Raw genomic sequence first — 18,792 nt, 5'->3', positions numbered from 1 at the left:
AGGTCTAGTGCACGCTAGCCACAGCTTTGACCGTCACCGGTATAGCATTCAAAACCGCATTGCCTGACAAAGGATCGAAGGCTTCTGGATCCGTCAGATCATTTATGGAAACACCTGGATTTTCCTGCGCAACAGCCAATTTTACGCCCTCGCGTCCATGGCCAAATCCGTGGGGGATGGACACCACACCCGCCATGACGTCATCCGTTACCTCGACGACAATATCCACACTGTTTACGCGGCTGGTAACCGTTGCGATGTCGCCATTTTCCAAGCCCTGACTGGCCGCGTCGTCTGGATGAATCATCAATGTGCAACGATTGGGCCCCTTTGCCAAACGTCTGGAATTGTGCAGCCAGCTATTATTCTGTCGGACATGGCGCCGGCCTATCAGTCGTAGGCTATCTGGCTGCTCATTATGGAGCGCCGATCCAAAGCGTTCTAGTTCAGCCAGAAAGTCGGGATGAGCGCATTGAATCTGCTTATCTTCGGTCATCAACCGATCAGCCATGCACGGACGCAAAGCGCCCAGGTCGATGCCATTGGGCGCAGCTTCTACCTCCGCCAGGGTCAGGCCAGCGGGAGAGCTCTGCAACATATTATCGAGCACATCGCGCGGCTCGCGAATATTCGGGACGTCCTGTCCATCGGTTGCCAATATCTCGCGCGCCAGTTCCGCAATAATTTCCCAATCGGCCTTCTCGCCTTCGGGAATGTCAAAGATTGCAGGCGAATAGCTGGCATAGTTGCGGATGGCCAAAGGGCCGAAAAAGAACGGATAATGGTCTTTCTCCAGCGGCCCGCAGGGCGGCAGGATATAATCGGCATGGCAGCTTGTTTCTGTGACATACATGTCAAATGATACCATCAGATCGAGCTTTTCCAGCGCCCGATCCAGCTTCGCTCCATCCGGTGAAGACAGCACAGGATTGCCGGTGATCACGAACAGGCTTCTGATGCGCTCTTCATCTTCACGCAGCAATTCATCAGCCAAGGTGATCGTCGGCAGTTCGCCCATGATGACCGGCATTTCACCGCGGACAGTTTCGACGGTCCGCACCGATCCCCTGCCCACCAGATTGATTGTATCGAGCGCTGGTTCGGCCACCATTGTGCCGCCTTCACGGTCGAGATTGCCAGTCGCGATATTGATTACCTGTATCAGCCACTGGTTGAGCGTCCCAAATTCACAAACCGACACGCCCATGCGGCCATAGATCGCCGCTGGCTGGTCGGCGGCTAATTGGGTTGCGATATCCTGGATATCCTCGACTGATATGCCGCAATATGCCGCAAGTTGGTCCATATCAAACCCGGCGATTGCGGGCTCTATCGCACTCCAGCTGTCGTCCATGATATCTTGAATGCGCGCAATATCGGCAAGACCATTGTCAAAGACAGACTTTAGGATACCGATCAGCAAAGCAGTATCAGTGCCGGGTTTCACAAAATGATGGGCATCGGCCAGTTTGGCTGTCTCTGTCCGGCGCGGGTCAACGACGATCAGCTTGCCATCGCGCGCCTGCATTTCTTTCACACGCTTTTTGAAATCCGGAACTGTCCAGATGCTGCCATTTGATGCTGCGGGATTTCCGCCGATGATTACGAGATATTGACAGCGATCTATATCGGGTACCGGGGCCAGGCTGACATGGCCGTACATGCGATATTGCACAACATGATGGGGGATCTGGTCCAGCGTGGAGGCCGAATAGATATTTTTCAGCCCGATCGCCCGGCGGAGCGTGCTGACCTGGGTTGAGATTCCATAATCATGTGCGCTCGGATTGCCCATATACATGGCTGGTTTGGCGCCCGCCTGTTTCAGGTCTTTCAGCTTCGTTGCAATTTCCTGAAACGCGGTTTCCCAACCAATTTCCTGCCACGCCCCATCCACTTTTTTCAGCGGCTTATGCAGGCGGTCCGGATCATCTTGCAAATCCGCGATAGCCGTTCCTTTCGGGCAGATATGCCCGCGGCTCAACACGTGATCCGGATTGCCTCTTATCGAGAGTATGTCACGCCCTTCAACCTCCACCAGCAAACCGCAATTGGCTTCGCATATATGACAGGTACGGGCATGAACTTGGCTCATCTCTATTCTCCTAATTTAACTGAGCGATTAGCAGACTCTTCAAGCGATGACTACCGGCGGCATGTCCTTTTTGCCAAATTGTATGTCACTAGGCTTTCAGTAATGATTGCCGGATTAAGACAGACACCCTAACAGGTCATCTGACCTTATAGTTGAAATGGAAAAAATTGATGCTCCGCCGCTGGTTTTCTGCTCTGCTCTTCTTGCCTCTCACTCTGGGATTGGCATCCTGCCAACCAGAGCCGCCGCAATCCGCGGGAGATACCGCGCCTCAATCTGCTCAAATTGCGATTATACCGGATGATCCTGATCCGGCGCTTTGGGTGCTTAAGGATGAAGACACCACGATTTATCTTTTCGGCACCGTCCATATTTTGAAGCCAGGGCTAAGCTGGTTTGATGAAGCTGTGAAAGACGCATTTGATGCATCGGACGAGCTGGTGATCGAAATGATAGAACCAGAGCCAGCAGAAATGATGAAAATCGTCAATGAAATGGCGATCGATACAACCGGCGTTCCGTTACGCGACAAGCTGACGCCGGAAGATCGGGAAAAATATGAAGCGGCGATGACATCGCTGAATATACCCGTGAACGCATTTGATCCGCTGGACCCGTGGTTTGCCAGTGTCAGCATGTCACTCGTGCCGCTAATGCAAAGCGGCTATGACACCAATAGCGGCGTCGAAGATGCCTTGAATTCCCATGCCAAGGCTCGGAACATGAAGATTGTCGGCCTGGAAACGCCGCGACAACAGCTCGGCTTTTTCGACAATTTGCCGGAAGATGTCCAAATTCGATTCTTGAATTTCAATGTCGATTCAATCGGTGAAATGGCTGATGGTATGGAAAATATGGTCGCCCACTGGGCTAATGCCAATATCGGCGCTCTTGCTGAATTGATGAATGCCGGCCTGGAGGAGAAAATCCTCTACGAAACGCTATTATCCAATCGCAATGCCAATTGGGCAGCCTGGGTTGAAGAGCGTATGAAACAGCCTGGAACCGTCTTCATGGCCGTGGGCGCCGGGCATCTTGCCGGTGATGATAGTCTGCAAGCAATGCTGAAAAAACGAGATTTAAAGGTAAAGCGCATAAAATATTAGATATTTCGACACCGCTATCTTTGCATTTTGAGCGATCATAACCAGATATAGAAAATGACCTTTCTTCGCATAATATTGAGCATGATTGCCGCAGTCAGCTTAACCGCTTGCTCCAACACATCGGAACCGGTCCAGTTGAATACAATGAAGGAAGGCAAACCAGCGCTCTGGAAGGTCACCGGCTCCAAGCCCGAACAGATCGGCACGGCCTATATGTTTGGGACGATCCACATTTTGCCAAAAAATGTGGACTGGCGAACGCCTTTGCTGGAGTCCGCTATGAAGGAATCGGACCGTTTGATTATCGAAGTCCTAGGCCTCGAGGATACGGACAACGCGGCAAAAATATTCGCCAAACTGGCCATCTCTCCCAATCAGCCTGAGATTGAGTCACGCGTAAAGCCTTCGCTGCGCGATGACTTGGATGCCGTGATAGACAAAAGCAACATTCCCGAATTTGCCTTAAACCGGATGGAAAGTTGGGCCGCAGCTTTGTCTTTGGCTTCAGCGCAAACCAATGCGCTTGGCCTTGATTCCAGCGAAGGCGTGGAGAAAAAGCTGGTTGCACAATTTGGTGAATTCAAGAAACCGGTTGAAGGCCTGGAAACGATCGAACAGCAGCTTGGTTATTTCGATAAACTACCTGAATCGCAGCAGCGCGACATGTTGACCAGCGTCGTCGAGGAAGCGGCGGATACGAAAAGCGCCTTTGAAGAGCTTTTCAATGCCTGGATTTCCGGAGATACTGACAAGATTGTCGAACTATCCAACGGCGGGATTTTGGAAGATCCCAAAACCCGGGAAAAACTGTTGGTGGCCCGCAATCAGGACTGGACCGAACAGCTGGACAAAAAACTGCAAAGCCCCGGCATATCATTTGTAGCAGTGGGCGCCGCGCATCTTGTTGGGCCAGACGCTGTTCAGGCCATGCTCGAAAAGCGTGGATATAAGATTGAAAAAATTCAGTAATATTAAGCACAGGGTACATTCATGACATTCTTGTTCGATCGCGAAACCGCGCTTTTCCCGCGCGAAGACAATCAGTTTGTCGCCGAATGTCGCGAGATCTTCCAAAATCCATCAGGCGCAGCTTTCGGTGGCTGGGTAGCTGCCGTTGCGGCACGTGCTGTGGAAGAACATCCCGATTGCGCTGCACCAATTGTGTCTTTGCAAATGTCCTATTTGTCGGCGGTGGCGCCTGGTGAAGTCGACATCAGGATTACGTTGCTTAAATCAGGGGCTTCCACACAGTTTTGGCGTGCCGAACTCTTACAGCGTGGGGCGATCACCAATACGGCGGATATCGTAACCAGCAACCGCAAACCGACTGACATTGATTTTCAGCTCACCCGCCCCGACGCCAACGCTATGGAAAACGGTATCAAGATCGACAACATACCAATGACCCCAAACTGGGTCGCGACCTATGAGCAATATATGGTGCAGGGAAAACCGTTTTCCGACAATGGTTCCCCGGACACCATGACCTGGATAAAGCAGGAAGATGGCCGTCCGATTGATCGAATAAGCATCGTTGCGATCTGTGACACGCCGATGCCCCGGACCTTCTTTCTGTCTGATATTCCGCGGATGGGATCAACGGTTTCAATGTCCACCTATATATATGCAAGCGAGGAAGACATAGCCGCAGCAGGCGCAGATCATTTGCTGCTTCGTGTTTCCGGTGCGACGGTCAGAAACAGTTCAACGGACCAACGGGTCGAGCTCTGGTCAAAAACCGGAACGCTGCTAGCGACAAGCAACCAGATCGGCTTTTTCCGCTAAGGCGATTTAGTCCGCAGTCGGACAGCAATTTGCCTTGCTTTTACGCCAATCTCTGCTTATAGCGCCCCCTTTCCTGCCATGAGCACCCTGGAGGCGTGGCGGAAATATCGTAAAAACCTATTTTTTTGGAGCAACATTATGAGTGATCAGCTGACATTATCAGCCGAGCCTCGCGAACGGGCTGGCAAGGGAGCCTCCCGTGCACTGCGTCGCGAAGGCCGCATCCCCGCCGTGATTTATGGCGATAAGAAAGACCCATTGACGATTCATGTGGAAGAGCGGGAGCTGAACAAACTGCTTGGCACTGGCGTATTCATGAACTCGCTGGTCATGGTAGACGTAAAGGGCGAAAAAAGCCGTACCCTGCCAAAAGATGTTGCTTTTGATCCGGTCACCGACCGTCCATTGCACGTTGACTTTTTCCGCCTGGCAAAAGGCGCGAAGGTACAGGTCAATATTCCAGTTGTATTTATCAACGAAGAAGACTCACCTGGTCTGAAACGTGGCGGCGTGTTGAACGTTGTTCGCTTCGAGCTTGACCTGATGTGTGACGCCGACAAAATTCCCGATCAGATCGAAATCGATGTGACCGGTTTGGAAATTGGTGACTCGATCCACATTTCCCACGTTACCCTGCCTGAAGGTTCGGAAAGCTCGATTACCGATCGTGACTTCACCATTGCCGGTGTAACCGCACCATCCGCACTGAAATCTTCCGAAGATGAAGCTGAAGAAGCCGAAGGTGAAGGCGAAGAGGGTGAAGAAGGCGCTGAAGGCGAAGCAGCTGAAGGCGGCGACGACGAAGGCGGTTCTGAGGACTAGACCTTTTTCCCAAAAACAATGTAACGAAAAACCGTTCATGCTTTGCAATATGCAGCATGGACGGTTTTTTTGTTTGATGAGCTGACCGAAAGGAAAAACAAAATGCAACTTTGGGTCGGCCTGGGTAATCCGGGTGCACAATATGCGCTTCACCGCCATAATGTGGGGTTCATGGTGATCGATGCGTTGGAAGAAGTACATGGCTTCCCTGCCCCCAAACAGAAATTCCAGGGTTGGGCCATTGAAGGGCGCTTAGGTTCTGAGAAACTGTTGCTGCTCAAACCCGCTACATTTATGAATGAAAGCGGCCGCAGTGTTCGTGCGGCCATGGACTTCTATAAACTGGAGCCTGAAGACGTAACCGTCTTTTACGACGAGTTGGATCTCGAACCATTCAAGATCAAGGTGAAGCGCGGCGGAGGTACAGCCGGGCACAATGGCATCAAGTCGCTGGTCGCTCATATTGGCCCCGATTTCCGGCGGGTGCGCATTGGCATTGGCCATCCGGGGCATAAATCGCGCGTTCACGGCCATGTTCTGGGCAATTACAGCAAAGCGGAAATCGATCCGCTTGCCGGAATGCTTGGTGCTATCGCATCAGAAGCCGATTGGCTCGCCAAAGACGATGATGCGCGGTTTATTAGTGATGTCGCCCTGCGGCTGCAGGACGACTAGAGCTCTTTAAAAGCCTGAATTAGCCGTAGCTGACTTTGATTTTCTGACGTCGGCGGATGGCTGAGCCCGTCATGAAAAAACCAAATATCATCATTGCCCATGTTGTCGGCTCTGGCACGGAGCCAAGCAGGTTAAACTGGCTACTGATATCCTGGAACAACGCGCGATGGATCGGCGCTGTGGGATGGACGCCATCAAATGAGAAGATACCTTCACACCCGTTCGCAATTGCAGCCGGACCAGCAAGCTGACATGTAATATCTAACCGCTGCGGTGGGAGTCCAAATGAGCCTGGATCGGTTGCCAAGCGATTGAAAAAGTCGAGATAGCTATAACGGAATAGAGTTGTGTCGCTGGTAAGACTGAGCGCCGCCAATTCCTGTGTCAGATATAGTTCTGCATTCAAGCTCAGCGGATCAGCTACAGGAAAACCGGTCAGCAAAAGATTTCTGGCGCCTATATCATTCAACGCTTGAATTCCCGCCGCATAATCGCGCGCAGACTGACGGATAAACAGATCGGCATCTACAGGATCATCGGGCGCGTTGAAAATGTCATTGCCCCCGAAATTCAGAATATAGAGTCCGTTACGATCCACTTCATTGGCAGGATCAGCGAGATAGCCTGCATAAAGGCCAAGTTGCTCGCCCAGATCGGGCACAAATATATTGGTGTTAGAAGCCCGAGCACCGCCAAATGCGAAATTGGTCCCACCCTGAAGCGAAGCGACAGTAGGCGCACCAAATAGCTCGATGCTCAAAAGATCCGTGTAATCATAACCATTGGTAAAACGGCCATTGAAATAGCCGTCTGCAGGCGAAGCAAACATGCCTCCACTAGCTGTAAAAACATTGCCGGCATCGACGAGACTATCACCAAATATGGTCAGAGACGTAAATTTTTCCGTATCACGTTCAGCATGGGCGGGAACCGCTGTAGCGAGCATTAAACCGCCAGCAATTGCTCCTAGAAATCGAGCTTTCATGATCATTCTCCCCTTATATTATCGTTAATTTTCCTTAACCTGCACCGATTTAAGGAGGAAAGCAATCTCCATGGCATGTTGCCACTGGTAATCACAAAGGAGGCCCGCTATCGAGCACGCTAAATTCCACGGAGTCATAAAATGGGTTTCAAATGCGGTATCGTTGGCCTCCCCAATGTCGGAAAATCAACGCTGTTCAATGCACTGACGGAGACGCAGGCGGCACAAGCAGCCAATTATCCATTCTGTACCATTGAACCCAATGTCGGTCAGGTTGCGGTGCCGGATCCACGTTTGCAGCAAATTGCGAAAATTGCTGGTAGCGCAAAGATCATCGAAACCCAACTCGCCTTTGTTGACATTGCCGGCCTGGTAAAAGGCGCTTCTCAAGGGGAAGGTTTAGGCAATCAGTTCCTCGGCAACATCCGTGAAGTCGATGCCATTGTCCATGTTTTGCGCTGTTTTGAAGATGATGACATTCAGCATGTATCCAACAAGGTCGATCCGATTTCAGACGCGGAAGTGGTCGAAACCGAATTGTTGCTCGCCGATCTCGAAAGCCTGGAAAAGCGCGTACCCGCCTTTGAAAAGAAGGCGACCAGTGGCGATAAAGATGCCAAGATTGCCGCCAGTGTTCTGGGCCAGACACTGGAGTTGTTGCGCGATGGCAAGCCCGCACGGTTGACTCAGCCCAATGATGATGAAGAGCAACGCATTTTTGATCAATCACAGCTGCTAACCGCCAAACCAGTGCTCTATGTATGCAATGTGGACGAAGGCGATGCAGCGACCGGCAATGCGCTGAGTGCGGCCGTATTCGAAAAGGCAAAAGCCGAAAACGCTGAAGCGGTCATCGTGTCTGCTGCAATCGAATCTGAGCTAGTCGGCATGGAAGCCGAAGAACGCGCCGAATATCTCGCCGAACTGGGACTGGAAGAGTCCGGCCTTGCACGCGTCATTCGGGCAGGCTATCAACTGCTCAGCCTACAAACCTTCTTCACTGCGGGTCCCAAAGAAGCGCGGGCCTGGACAGTACACAAAGGTGCCAAGGCCCCCGAGGCTGCTGGCGAAATTCATACCGACTTTGAGCGCGGTTTTATTCGCGCCGAAACCATCGCCTTTGATGATTATATCGCTTTGGGGGGTGAGAGCGCCGCGCGGGATGCCGGAAAACTCCGCCAGGAAGGCAAAGGCTATGTCGCCCAGGATGGCGATATCATGAATTTCAAATTCAATGTCTGACTTGTCATAAAAGCCGGTTAGACTGAAATCAGTCTGAAGGGGTATTTATGATTCGTCACATATTACAGCTATTTATAACCGGCCTGCTTCTGGCCGGCTGCGCCGCTACGCAGTCTTCAGGAACAGCCGGAGCCGGAGACACCCCTCTTTCCGCGCAACAGAATCGGGAGACTGTCACGATTTTGATATCGATCGATGGCTTTCGTCCCGATTACCTGAATCGCGGCATTACCCCCAATCTCAGCACCTTGGCGGCATCGGGCGTATATGCCGATATGCGCTCCAGCTTCCCGACCAAGACCTTCCCCAACCATTGGACTTTGGTCACGGGTAAAAGACCGGATAACCACGGCATTGTTGGCAACAGCATGGAAGATAAGGCGCGCCCCGGCGAACGGTTCACAATGTCCAACAAGGACCCATTTTGGTGGAATCAAGCGGAACCGATCTGGATCACTGCCGAAAAACAGGGCGTGAGATCCGCAACCATGTTCTGGCCGGGATCGGAAGTCGAACTGGATGGCACGCGTCCCGGCGACTGGTGGCCCTTTTCGCAAGCTCTTTCGAACGACCGCCGAATCAATGCCGTTGTTGATTGGATGCGGCGGCCCGCAGCGACACGGCCTCAGTTGATCACACTCTATTTCGACACCGTCGATACAGCCGGGCATTTTTTCGGGCCCGCACCGGGTGAAAAACTGCATGCTGCGATCGGCGCAGTTGATCAAAATATCGGAGTTTTGAAAAACCAACTCCTGGAACTCGGTCAGCCGGTCAATTTCATAATCACGTCTGATCATGGCATGGCGGAAACCCATCCTGACCGCGTCATCTATCTCGACAATATCCTGCCACGTGACCAATATCGATTGGTGGTCGATGGCAATTATGCAGGCATAGAGCCACTGACAGATGACATGAGCGCGATCAATACAGCGTTTCTGAAGCCGCATGAGAATATGGAATGCTGGAAAAGAGAAGATATTCCGGCGCGCTTTCAATATGGGAAAAACCCGCGTGTCCCATCTATCCTTTGCTTACCCGAAACCGGCTGGGTCATTTATCAGGATAAACCGCAATGGATGACCGGAATTGGCGGTGGTCATGGCTATGACCATCTGCATCCGGACATGATCGCCTTCTTTCTTGCCAATGGTCCGGATATTCAGAGCAACGGTAAAATAGAAACTTTCGACAATGTTGATATCTACTCGCTGATAGCGCATTTGGTCGACGTGAAACCAAATGCAAGTGACGGCGATATCTCTTCATTTGAACAGGCGCTAAAACCCTGAAACCTGCGCTATATCGTCATTCAAATATGGTTCGGCACGACGGAAGAATTGCACCTATGCTCTATTATGAAGATATCCAGATCAATGTTGTTCAGAAATATGGTTCTTATGAAGTCACTCGTGAGGAAGTGATTGAATTTGCTTCCAAATATGATCCGCAGCCTTTCCATCTAGACGATGAAGCTGCTGCAAAAACCCATTTTGGCCGCCTGTCCGCCAGTGGGTGGCACAGCGCGGCGATGATGATGCGCATGATGGTTGACCAGATGACCGCCAATAAACAGGCCGGATTGGGATCACCAGGCGTTGAGAATCTGCGCTGGCTAAAGCCCGTTTATCCGGGCGATACGCTACGTTGTGAGCATGTGACACTGGAAAAACGACAGTCAGAAAGCCGCCCGGAAATGGGGATTATGAAGGGCAAGATCACGGTGCTTAATCAGCATGATGAGCCGGTTATGACGATGGAGAGTACAGGATTGATCGAAGTTCGCGGAGACTAAGCCCCAGCTTTACTGGCATCGCACTCATAGTGACCTTCATATAGGTTAGAGCCGCCTTCATCCTGAGATATTTTTAATATGGCTGGCCAGAAAAATGTATTTTGGGTCTTGTGCCGCGTTTCAACACCATTGCGTTCAAGGTGAATCTCAATCGCTTCGCTACTGAAAGTTCCGCCTTTCTCAATTCGCCCTGAGACACCTGCATTGTCGGTCAAGTAAATGACCCTACTGTTTATCCTGATAATAGCCTGGCCGTTTGCACCATTGGCTTGCTGGGACGTTGCGACCAGCAAGGGGTCGACATTCCCTTGCGCCATAAAGATACACGCAACGGGGGCTTCAAAAACACGCCATGGACGCTTGAATTGATCCGGCGAGATTGTTTCGAGCATTGGACGGCTTATACCGTCACCAATTCCTCCATCGGGTTCTACCGGAAAGCTGGGCTCTTTGCTGTCAGCCATGGTACAGGCAGTCACTATTGCGGCAGCAATCAAAGCACCAACCACCCTCATCACTTCCTCCCAAAGAGTTTTTCAATATCGCCATGCGCCAGTTTAACCCATGTCGGGCGCCCATGATTGCATTGTCCGGAATGCGGGGTCACTTCCATCTCGCGCAAAAGCGCATTCATTTCCGCGACATTGAGTACGCGCCCTGCCCTTACCGACCCATGGCAAGCCATGGTAGATGCCACATGATCGATCCTTTCCTTAAGCGACAAGGCTTCGTCATACGCCCCTAGTTCGTCAGCGAGATCGGTAATCAGTCCCTTCACGTCGCCAGAACCGAGCATTGCCGGAGTTGCCCGCACCAACATGGCAGAGGGTCCAAACCGTTCCAGTTCCAGACCGAATTCTGAAAGCTCAACCGCGCGTGCTTCCAATCGGTCACAAGCATTTTCATCAAGCTCGACCACTTCGGCCATAAGCAGAGCCTGAGAAGCGACAGAACCTCCTTCAACCGCTTTGCGCATGCGCTCCAGCACCAATCGCTCATGCGCTGCATGTTGATCGACAATGACCAACCCGTCCTCTGCTTCGGCAACGATATAAGTTTTTGCAACTTGCCCGCGGGCAATGCCAAGCGGATGACTGATCGCTTCGGGAACCGGTTCTACCGCTTCTTCAGCGCGTCCCATCAATGGCGCCAGCTCATCAGGGTTCAGCGCACGAAAGGCGCTCGCATTATCTTGCACAGCGCTGGCCGCAGATGGATAGGGTTGTGACTGGATCGTCGTTCGGCCCCCAATCGGCCCTTGCGCTGTAAATATGTTCGTCTGTGGATCGGGTGCAGGCGGTTCTGTCTGCCAATTGGCCAATGCGGACTCAGCGGGACGCTGGACCGCCCGAAAGCCACCTTCATCCAACGCGCGCCGTAAGCCGCTGACAATCATACCGCGAATCATCGCCGGTTCGCGGAAACGAACCTCGGTTTTGGCCGGATGCACATTCACGTCCACAAGGTCCGGCGGCATGTCGATAAATAGAGCCACAACAGGATGACGATCCCGCGCGAGCATTTCCGCATAGGCTCCGCGTACCGCACCAACCAAAAGACGGTCTTTGACAGGCCGTCCGTTGACGAACAGAAACTGATGATCCGCTACACCGCGATTATAGGTCGGAAGCCCCGCTACACCGGACAATCGAACATCTTCGCGTACCAGATCGACTGCCACACTATTGGCGCGCAGTTCCTTGTTGGTCAGCGCAGCCACACGGTCCGGACCGCTTTCACCACCTTGCACGGCAATCGCCCTGCGATTCTCATGCGTGAGTGCGAAGCCAATATCCGGGCGTGCCATGGCAAGCCGCCTGACAACATCAACACAGGCCGCATATTCACTGCGCGGCGTGCGCAGGAATTTTCGTCTGGCCGGCACCTTGGCGAATAGCTGTTCGACCCGCACCTTTGTGCCCGGCGGTATCGCTGCGGGTCCGTCACTCTCAACCTCGCCGTGGTTTACAATGCGGCTCCACCCATCTTCACCCTCTACCCGGCTTTCGATGGTCAGCCGCGAAACACTCGCAATGGACGGCAGTGCTTCACCGCGAAAGCCCAACGTCGCGACCATTTCAATGGCTTCATCAGGCAGCTTTGACGTCGCGTGGCGTTCTAGGGCCAGTGCAATATCATCACGGGTCATGCCGCAACCATTGTCCGCCACCTCGATCAGATCCAGTCCGCCTTGCTCAAGGCGGATATTGATTTGGCTGGATCCTGCATCAATTGCGTTTTCAACCAGCTCTTTTAACGCGCTGGCAGGACGCTCGACCACTTCACCGGCTGCGATTCGATTGATCAGGCTATTTGGGAGTCTTCTTATTGACATATGGGCTTTCCTAGCCCAAGCGAACATGCCAAGCGACCCTTGATTGCGACTTAGTTTTTTGGGGGTATTTGCTGGACGACTAATATGGTTAATTTCATCCCCCGTTCAGTCAGAATTTCGCTATAGCTTTAGGGAACGGCATTCGCTGTAGATATAAGAAAACACGGGTAAAAATATGGCATTTAATCTGTTCAAGTTCAGATCGCAGGATATGGCAATCGACCTGGGGACAGCCAATACGGTTGTATACGTACGTGGTCAGGGAATCGTACTCAACGAACCATCGGTTGTTGCCATTGAGACAGTCAACGGCATCAAAAAAGTGAAAGCCGTTGGCAATGACGCAAAAATGATGATGGGCAAGACGCCTGACAGCATCGAGGCGATTCGTCCCCTACGTGATGGCGTGATTGCCGACATTGATGTCGCCGAACAGATGATTAAGCATTTCATCCAGAAAGTGAACGGCAAGAGCAAGCTGTTCAGCTATCCCGAAATCGTAATCTGTGTGCCTTCAGGATCCACATCGGTCGAGCGCCGCGCCATTCGTGATGCTGCGTCCAATGCAGGCGCCAGCCAAGTGTTCTTGATCGAAGAGCCCATGGCAGCCGCCATTGGCGCTGATATGCCAGTGACCGAGCCGATCGGCTCTATGGTCGTTGACGTGGGCGGCGGGACAACGGAAGTCGCCGTTCTCTCGCTGCGCGGCTTGGCTTACACGACATCTGTTCGCACTGGTGGCGACAAGATGGATGAAGCGATTGTCTCCTACGTCCGCCGTCATCACAATTTGCTGATCGGTGAAACCACGGCGGAGCGGATCAAGAAAGACTTCGGCGTGGCGCAAGCACCTGCGGACGGCGTCGGCCACACAATCCACATTAAAGGCCGCGATCTGGTCAACGGCGTGCCCAAGGAAATCTCGATCAATCAGGGACAGATTGCAGAAGCACTGAGCGAGCCTATTGGTACGATTATCGAAGGCGTCCGGATTGCTCTTGAAAATACAGCGCCGGAACTGGCCGCAGATATTGTCGATCAAGGTATTGTCCTGACCGGTGGCGGCGCGTTGATCTCTGGTCTTGATGAAGCGCTCAGCGATGAAACCGGATTGCCGGTAACCGTTGCCGAAGATCCCCTCGCCTGTGTTGCCATAGGAACAGGCCGAGCGATGGAAGACGACATGTTCCGCGGTGTTCTCACAACAGCTTAAAGGACAAACCTACTGGCATGAAGAGAGTGGAAGGATAAACAGGAATGGCGCCGCCAAATAACCGGCGCCCAGGATTTTCCAAGCGGGCGCAATATAGTATATTCGCGAGCTACTTACTGGGCATATTGGGAGCTGTTGTCGGGCTCCTCTTGCTGCTTATCTCGATTGTTGACCCTCAAGGTTTTGCCGTTCTTCGCACTATTGGCGCAGAAGCCACCGCTCCCGTCAGCAAAACACTCGCCGAAATTGGCGGTGCCACAGGCGATGCCGGAGAAAATATCTCTGCCTATTTTAACGCCGCTTCCAAAAATGCCGCAATGAAGCGGGAATTGGAGAGCAGCCGCATCGAGATATTGGAGGCGCGCGCCCTCAAACAAGAAAATGAGCGTTTGAAACGCTTGCTCGATCTTGATCAGGAAGTACCTGATGACATTGGCATGGCACGTCTTATCAGCTCCACTTCATCCAGTTCCCGGCGTATGGCTACGCTCGGCCTGGGAACCACTGATGGTATTTTGATCGGACAGCCCGTTCGCGCGCCGGAAGGCCTGGTTGGCCGGGTTTTGGAAGCTGGTCCGACAACCGCACGCATTTTACTTGTTTCCGACGGCCAAAACGTGACTCCTGTTAAACGCGCCAGCGATGAATTGCCCGCCTTTGCAACCGGTCGCGGCGACGGCACCGTTGAGGTGCGTCCCATTAATCTGGGAACAAACCCCTTTAAGGGCGGAGACTTGTTGATCACTTCAGGCAGTGGCGGACTTTATGCACCGGGTATCCCCGTTGCGGTGGTTATTCGCAAAACCGACACCGGGGCAATTGCTCGAATATTAGCCAATTCTGCCAAAGTCAGCCACGTGATCGTGCAGCCGATGTTTCAGGCTGAGACGGTCGCCGCGATCAAACAGGAGAATATTGATCAGGCCGAAAGCGCTGCCGAAGGCGGAGAATAATGGCGAAATCCTATCGTTCTCGCATCAACCGGCAACCTTCGCAATTTCGCATCAAATTCATACCGTCCATTACGGTCATCCTCGGTTCGATGGTGACCGCCATGCCTCTTATCACCGACTATCCTGTATTACCGCCATTCGGTCTGCTGATATTATTATCCTGGCGCTTGATCCGACCTGGCTATTGGCCTGTATGGGCTGGATTTCCATTGGGAATGGTCGATGACATGTTCAGTGGGCAACCTTTTGGCAGTGCTGCCTTTCTTTGGTCATTAGTATTTATCGCGCTTGAGACCCTCGACCGCCGCGGTGTCGGCAGGGATTATTGGCAAGACTGGCTAATCGCCTCCCTTTCCATCATTTTTGTGTTAATAGGCGGTATGCTCATAATTGACTTTCAAAGCAATTTGCTCCGACTGGAAATCTTGGTGCCGCAAATATTGCTTTCGATCCTTTTATATCCGTTCGTAACGCGCTTTATCGGGGCTATCGATAATTGGCGGCTTGCGCGATGAGTATTTCCGGCGGCAAAACCATTAGCGGGGCAGTACAGGCGCTCACTTTTTCCCGGCGAGCTACGGTTGTGGGCGGGCTACAGATCGGTATAGGCGTTCTGTTGGCTGGTCGCATGGCCTATATTTCGGTCGCAGAAAATGAACGCTATCAGCTGTTATCGGAAAGCAATCGCGTTAACCTCACGCTTGTTCCGCCCCGACGCGGCTGGCTGATTGATCGCAATGGCAAACCGATTGCGAATAACAAAACAGATTTCAGGGTTGATCTCATTCCCGATCGTATGCGCGATAAGGACAAAACTGTCGCGACACTGGCAGAGCTTTTGTCTCTCAATCAGGAAGAAATTGACCGCATTGACAAGGAACTGAAACAGGCTTCCAGCTTTCAACCGGTCCAAGTCGCGACAGGATTGGATTGGGAAAAATTCGCAGCTGTCAGTGTACGTTTACCGGATCTTCCTGGCGTTTCGCCAAGGCAGGGATTTTCGAGATTTTATCCGACAGGAGCAGCAGTGGGGCATCTGGTCGGCTATGTCGGCATAGCCTCTGCTGAGGAATATAAGGAAAATCCTGACCCGATACTGGTCACGCCAGGATATAAGATTGGCAAAGACGGCCTTGAAAAAACATTTGAAGATAGTCTGCAAGGAAAGCCCGGTGCGAAGCGTGTAGAAGTCACTGCTCGCGGGAAGATCGTTCGAGAACTCGACACACGTCCGGATATACCTGGCAAACCATTACAACTCGCACTTGATGCCGATTTACAGGAATATGCAGCTCGGCGGCTTGGTCCGGAGTCTGGTTCGGTCGTCGTGATGGACTGTCAGAACGGGGACATACTTACCATGACCTCCATGCCGTCCTTTGACCCCAACAGTTTTTCCGACGGGATCGGTCAGACTGAATATGGCATGTTGCGCGATGATGATCATGTTCCGTTGCGTGACAAATCGCTCAAGGGACTGTTTCCCCCCGGCTCTACTATAAAGCCGATGGTTTCACTCGCCTTGCTGCGCGGCGGTATTGATCCGGAGGAAACCGTCAGCTGTCCCGGCGGGCTAAGGGTAGGCAATCGATTCTTCAACTGCCACAGCACGCATGGCAGTGTGAATATGAAGAAAGCGAACGCACAAAGCTGCGATACATATTTCTATAAAATGGCCCTGCGCGTCGGCTATGACTCCATCGCGTTGATGGCACGTGAATTGGGGCTAGGTGCAAAATATGATCTGCCGGTCGCCTCACAAAGCTATGGCACCGTTCCGGATACACAGTGGATCAAAAAGCGACATGAGCGCGAATGGGCCGCTTTTGATACAGTCAATAGCTCGATCGGTCAGGGATATTTCCTGTCCAACCCCTTGCAGCTTTGCGTCATGACCGCCCGCATGGCATCGGGACGGAAGCTGGAGCCCAAATTGCTTTTCGAACAGGATCGACCAGCAGCAACACCTCTTGATATTTCTCCGGAGCATCTCTCCTATGTTCGCGACGCCATGAGCGAGGTTGTAAACGGCGTCGGAACAGCACGACGCGCTCGACTGCCGCTTGAAAACATACAACTGGGGGGGAAAACCGGCACCGCGCAGGTCGTCAGCCTCAAATATGGTCGTGGCGGCCGCGATGTCCCATGGAAATTTAGGGATCATGGGCTGTTCGTCTGCTTTGCGCCGGTTGATAATCCCCGTTACGCAGCGGCCGTCGTCATCCAACATGGAGGCGGCTCTTCATCCGCTTATCCCGTTGCGCGTGACGTCATGACATTCATCTACGACCGCGAGAAGGCGATGGAGAAGCTGGCCGTATTGGAAGAAAGTTGGGGCGGTACGATTTCGGAACGGATGGACGGCCAACTCGCCGCCTATCGCGCTCAGAAAGAGCTGGAAAAGGCGATAGCCGAAGGTCGGGTCCCACCAGCTCAAACCGAGGCAACGGGTGAGAGTTCGGCTGCTGAAGTGGGGCAATAGGCGTTGAACGATTTTATTCCTGCGCCCATTGCGCAACTCCCATGGAAGACAATTTTACTGCTGTTGGTCATGGCAAGCTTCGGCTTCGTCGTGCTCTATTCTGCGGCTGGCGGCAGCCTGACTCCCTGGGCCGGCCTCCACATGGTCAGGTTTCTGGTGTTTCTGGGAATGGCCATCATATTTTCGCGATTGAAGGAAAATTTCTGGAAAACAATCGCTTTCCCCGTTTACATCGTCGTGGTCATCATGCTTCTCGGCGTCGAACTCCTTGGTGCAGTACGCGGTGGTAGTCAGAGATGGCTAAGCCTTGGATTCATTCGGATTCAACCATCGGAACTGATGAAGCCTGCGATCATTCTGGCGGTAGCGCGTTTTTATGATCTCTTGCCAGCGGGGCAGATTAGGACATGGGGGGCAATCTGGCCCTTGCTGTTACTGCTGTCTTTTCCTTGCGCCCTAATCTTGATGCAGCCTGATCTCGGCACCACTATCACCGTAGTGGCAGGTGCAATGACGGTCGCTTTTTTGGCAGGTTTGCCGATGCGTCTATTTATCGGAGGGGCGGCTGCGATTGCCGTGATAGCTCCTCTCGCTTATTTCTTTGCGCTTGAAGACTATCAGCAACGCCGTGTGACGACATTTCTCAACCCTGAAAATGACCCATTGGGTGCCGGCTATCATATCAGCCAATCCAAAATCGCGATCGGCTCTGGCGGCATTTTCGGCAAAGGTTTTTTGAACGGAACGCAAAGCCATCTGGACTATCTACCGGAAGGCCATACCGACTTTGTATTTGCAACGATGGCAGAAGAATGGGGTTTAATGGGCGGGATTGCCGTTTTGTTCGGTTTTTTCCTATTGTTCCGCTGGGGGCTTGGCGTGGCCATGAAAGCGAAGACCCGTTTTTCCCAGCTTTTAGCAGCGGGCCTTTCAACCACCATATTCTTCTACGTTGCGATCAACCTAATGATGGTCATGGGCCTCGCACCAGTCGTTGGCATACCCCTGCCCTTTTTGAGCCATGGCGGTTCATCCATGATGACAATCATGATCTGTATTGGAATATTGATGGCGATCGATCGTCATCCAGGGCGGCGCAGCGGAACGTTTGGATAATGTCAAGATAGCCTATCAGACGCTTGTTCTTCGCAAAATCGCGCCTATATCGATCGCATATGGAATTACGGACGCTTAGCTCAGTTGGTAGAGCAGCTGACTCTTAATCAGCGGGTCACAGGTTCGAACCCTGTAGCGTCTACCATTTTCGTTTATTTTGATGACCTAATCGACTTGCAAACCTC

Annotated in this window: 17 protein-coding genes and 1 tRNA gene; 14 read left to right on the top strand and 4 right to left on the bottom strand. The window is 52.4% G+C overall.

Annotation, left to right across the window (positions count from 1 at the left end; genetic code table 11):
- Positions 1-4 precede the first annotated feature (4 nt).
- Positions 5-2,095 carry a molybdopterin oxidoreductase family protein gene (locus tag BS29_RS08460; protein WP_229956745.1) on the bottom strand — a complete coding sequence of 697 codons (2,091 nt, stop codon included), beginning with the start codon at positions 2,093-2,095 and terminating at the stop codon, positions 5-7.
- 170 nt (positions 2,096-2,265) lie between these two features.
- On the opposite strand from BS29_RS08460, the gene BS29_RS08455 reads away from it, so the two are divergent.
- From BS29_RS08455 to pth, 5 genes are all read left to right on the top strand, one after another.
- On the top strand, positions 2,266-3,201 hold the full coding sequence (locus BS29_RS08455) for a TraB/GumN family protein (RefSeq protein WP_229956744.1): 936 nt from the start codon (positions 2,266-2,268) through the stop codon (positions 3,199-3,201).
- 54 nt (positions 3,202-3,255) lie between these two features.
- Positions 3,256-4,170, top strand: a complete 915-nt coding sequence (locus tag BS29_RS08450) for a TraB/GumN family protein (RefSeq protein WP_229956743.1) — start codon at positions 3,256-3,258, stop codon at positions 4,168-4,170.
- A gap of 21 nt (positions 4,171-4,191) precedes the next feature.
- Entirely contained in the window at positions 4,192-4,986 is a 795-nt protein-coding gene (locus tag BS29_RS08445; protein WP_229956742.1) for a thioesterase family protein, read from the top strand.
- 138 nt (positions 4,987-5,124) lie between these two features.
- On the top strand, positions 5,125-5,808 hold the full coding sequence (locus BS29_RS08440; RefSeq protein ID WP_229956741.1) for a 50S ribosomal protein L25/general stress protein Ctc: 684 nt from the start codon (positions 5,125-5,127) through the stop codon (positions 5,806-5,808).
- A 102-nt stretch (positions 5,809-5,910) separates the two neighbouring features.
- Positions 5,911-6,483 carry an aminoacyl-tRNA hydrolase gene (gene pth, locus BS29_RS08435; RefSeq protein WP_229956740.1) on the top strand — a complete coding sequence of 191 codons (573 nt, stop codon included), beginning with the start codon at positions 5,911-5,913 and terminating at the stop codon, positions 6,481-6,483.
- 19 nt (positions 6,484-6,502) lie between these two features.
- Here the strand turns inward: pth and BS29_RS08430 are convergent, their stop codons facing one another.
- On the bottom strand, positions 6,503-7,468 hold the full coding sequence (locus tag BS29_RS08430) for an SGNH/GDSL hydrolase family protein (RefSeq protein ID WP_229956739.1): 966 nt from the start codon (positions 7,466-7,468) through the stop codon (positions 6,503-6,505).
- Between the two features lie 141 nt (positions 7,469-7,609).
- Here BS29_RS08430 and ychF point away from each other — a divergent pair, with 141 nt between their 5' ends.
- Genes ychF through BS29_RS08415 form a run of 3 tightly spaced genes read left to right on the top strand, consistent with a single transcriptional unit; the run spans position 7,610 to position 10,508 of the window.
- The gene (gene ychF, locus BS29_RS08425) at positions 7,610-8,710 is read left to right on the top strand and encodes a redox-regulated ATPase YchF (protein ID WP_229956738.1); all 1,101 of its coding nucleotides are present in this window, start codon (positions 7,610-7,612) and stop codon (positions 8,708-8,710) included.
- Positions 8,711-8,757: 47 nt separating this feature from the next.
- A complete protein-coding gene (locus BS29_RS08420; RefSeq protein ID WP_229956737.1) occupies positions 8,758-10,005 on the top strand; it encodes an alkaline phosphatase family protein in 1,248 nt (415 codons plus the stop codon).
- A gap of 56 nt (positions 10,006-10,061) precedes the next feature.
- The gene (locus BS29_RS08415; RefSeq protein WP_229956736.1) at positions 10,062-10,508 is read left to right on the top strand and encodes a MaoC family dehydratase; all 447 of its coding nucleotides are present in this window, start codon (positions 10,062-10,064) and stop codon (positions 10,506-10,508) included.
- Here BS29_RS08415 and BS29_RS08410 read toward each other — a convergent pair.
- Both BS29_RS08410 and mutL read right to left on the bottom strand, forming a co-directional pair.
- Positions 10,505-11,023: a hypothetical protein gene (locus BS29_RS08410; protein WP_229956735.1), complete on the bottom strand. Its 519-nt coding sequence runs from the start codon at positions 11,021-11,023 to the stop codon at positions 10,505-10,507. The genes BS29_RS08415 and BS29_RS08410 overlap by 4 nt on opposite strands.
- Positions 11,023-12,843: a DNA mismatch repair endonuclease MutL gene (mutL, locus tag BS29_RS08405; protein WP_229956734.1), complete on the bottom strand. Its 1,821-nt coding sequence runs from the start codon at positions 12,841-12,843 to the stop codon at positions 11,023-11,025. The genes BS29_RS08410 and mutL overlap by 1 nt, the downstream gene beginning before the upstream one ends.
- Before the next feature lie 175 nt (positions 12,844-13,018).
- On the opposite strand from mutL, the gene BS29_RS08400 reads away from it, so the two are divergent.
- The 6 genes from BS29_RS08400 to BS29_RS08375 all read left to right on the top strand — a co-directional run bounded on the left by BS29_RS08400 (position 13,019) and on the right by BS29_RS08375 (position 18,752).
- A complete protein-coding gene (locus BS29_RS08400) occupies positions 13,019-14,056 on the top strand; it encodes a rod shape-determining protein (protein ID WP_229956733.1) in 1,038 nt (345 codons plus the stop codon).
- Between the two features lie 44 nt (positions 14,057-14,100).
- Complete coding sequence (mreC, locus tag BS29_RS08395; RefSeq protein WP_229956732.1) at positions 14,101-15,009, top strand: rod shape-determining protein MreC; 909 nt, start codon at positions 14,101-14,103, stop codon at positions 15,007-15,009.
- Positions 15,009-15,524 (top strand): rod shape-determining protein MreD, encoded by a 516-nt coding sequence (gene mreD / locus BS29_RS08390; protein WP_229956731.1) that lies wholly within the window; start codon positions 15,009-15,011, stop codon positions 15,522-15,524. The genes mreC and mreD overlap by 1 nt, the downstream gene beginning before the upstream one ends.
- Positions 15,521-17,491 carry a penicillin-binding protein 2 gene (mrdA, locus tag BS29_RS08385; RefSeq protein WP_229956730.1) on the top strand — a complete coding sequence of 657 codons (1,971 nt, stop codon included), beginning with the start codon at positions 15,521-15,523 and terminating at the stop codon, positions 17,489-17,491. Before mreD ends, mrdA begins: the two co-directional genes overlap by 4 nt.
- A gap of 69 nt (positions 17,492-17,560) precedes the next feature.
- Positions 17,561-18,607 (top strand): rod shape-determining protein RodA, encoded by a 1,047-nt coding sequence (gene rodA / locus BS29_RS08380; RefSeq protein WP_229956833.1) that lies wholly within the window; start codon positions 17,561-17,563, stop codon positions 18,605-18,607.
- A 69-nt stretch (positions 18,608-18,676) separates the two neighbouring features.
- Positions 18,677-18,752: transfer RNA gene (locus BS29_RS08375), tRNA-Lys, on the top strand.
- Positions 18,753-18,792: the final 40 nt, after the last annotated feature.

The organism is Parasphingorhabdus litoris DSM 22379 (assembly GCF_020906275.1).
In the GTDB taxonomy this organism is placed as follows: Bacteria; Pseudomonadota; Alphaproteobacteria; order Sphingomonadales; family Sphingomonadaceae; genus Parasphingorhabdus; species Parasphingorhabdus litoris.
This window is presented reverse-complemented; position numbering and strand designations above follow the sequence as displayed.

Excerpts from the sequence above, each read along its gene's own strand:
- BS29_RS08460 (WP_229956745.1), bottom strand. The coding sequence starts at position 2,095 with ATGAGCCAAGTTCATGCCCGTACCTGTCATATATGCGAAGCCAATTGC.
- BS29_RS08455 (WP_229956744.1), top strand. The coding sequence starts at position 2,266 with ATGCTCCGCCGCTGGTTTTCTGCTCTGCTCTTCTTGCCTCTCACTCTG.
- BS29_RS08450 (WP_229956743.1), top strand. The coding sequence starts at position 3,256 with ATGACCTTTCTTCGCATAATATTGAGCATGATTGCCGCAGTCAGCTTA.
- BS29_RS08445 (WP_229956742.1), top strand. The coding sequence starts at position 4,192 with ATGACATTCTTGTTCGATCGCGAAACCGCGCTTTTCCCGCGCGAAGAC.
- BS29_RS08440 (WP_229956741.1), top strand. The coding sequence starts at position 5,125 with ATGAGTGATCAGCTGACATTATCAGCCGAGCCTCGCGAACGGGCTGGC.
- pth (WP_229956740.1), top strand. The coding sequence starts at position 5,911 with ATGCAACTTTGGGTCGGCCTGGGTAATCCGGGTGCACAATATGCGCTT.
- BS29_RS08430 (WP_229956739.1), bottom strand. The coding sequence starts at position 7,468 with ATGAAAGCTCGATTTCTAGGAGCAATTGCTGGCGGTTTAATGCTCGCT.
- ychF (WP_229956738.1), top strand. The coding sequence starts at position 7,610 with ATGGGTTTCAAATGCGGTATCGTTGGCCTCCCCAATGTCGGAAAATCA.
- BS29_RS08420 (WP_229956737.1), top strand. The coding sequence starts at position 8,758 with ATGATTCGTCACATATTACAGCTATTTATAACCGGCCTGCTTCTGGCC.
- BS29_RS08415 (WP_229956736.1), top strand. The coding sequence starts at position 10,062 with ATGCTCTATTATGAAGATATCCAGATCAATGTTGTTCAGAAATATGGT.
- BS29_RS08410 (WP_229956735.1), bottom strand. The coding sequence starts at position 11,023 with ATGAGGGTGGTTGGTGCTTTGATTGCTGCCGCAATAGTGACTGCCTGT.
- mutL (WP_229956734.1), bottom strand. The coding sequence starts at position 12,843 with ATGTCAATAAGAAGACTCCCAAATAGCCTGATCAATCGAATCGCAGCC.
- BS29_RS08400 (WP_229956733.1), top strand. The coding sequence starts at position 13,019 with ATGGCATTTAATCTGTTCAAGTTCAGATCGCAGGATATGGCAATCGAC.
- mreC (WP_229956732.1), top strand. The coding sequence starts at position 14,101 with ATGGCGCCGCCAAATAACCGGCGCCCAGGATTTTCCAAGCGGGCGCAA.
- mreD (WP_229956731.1), top strand. The coding sequence starts at position 15,009 with ATGGCGAAATCCTATCGTTCTCGCATCAACCGGCAACCTTCGCAATTT.
- mrdA (WP_229956730.1), top strand. The coding sequence starts at position 15,521 with ATGAGTATTTCCGGCGGCAAAACCATTAGCGGGGCAGTACAGGCGCTC.
- rodA (WP_229956833.1), top strand. The coding sequence starts at position 17,561 with ATGGCAAGCTTCGGCTTCGTCGTGCTCTATTCTGCGGCTGGCGGCAGC.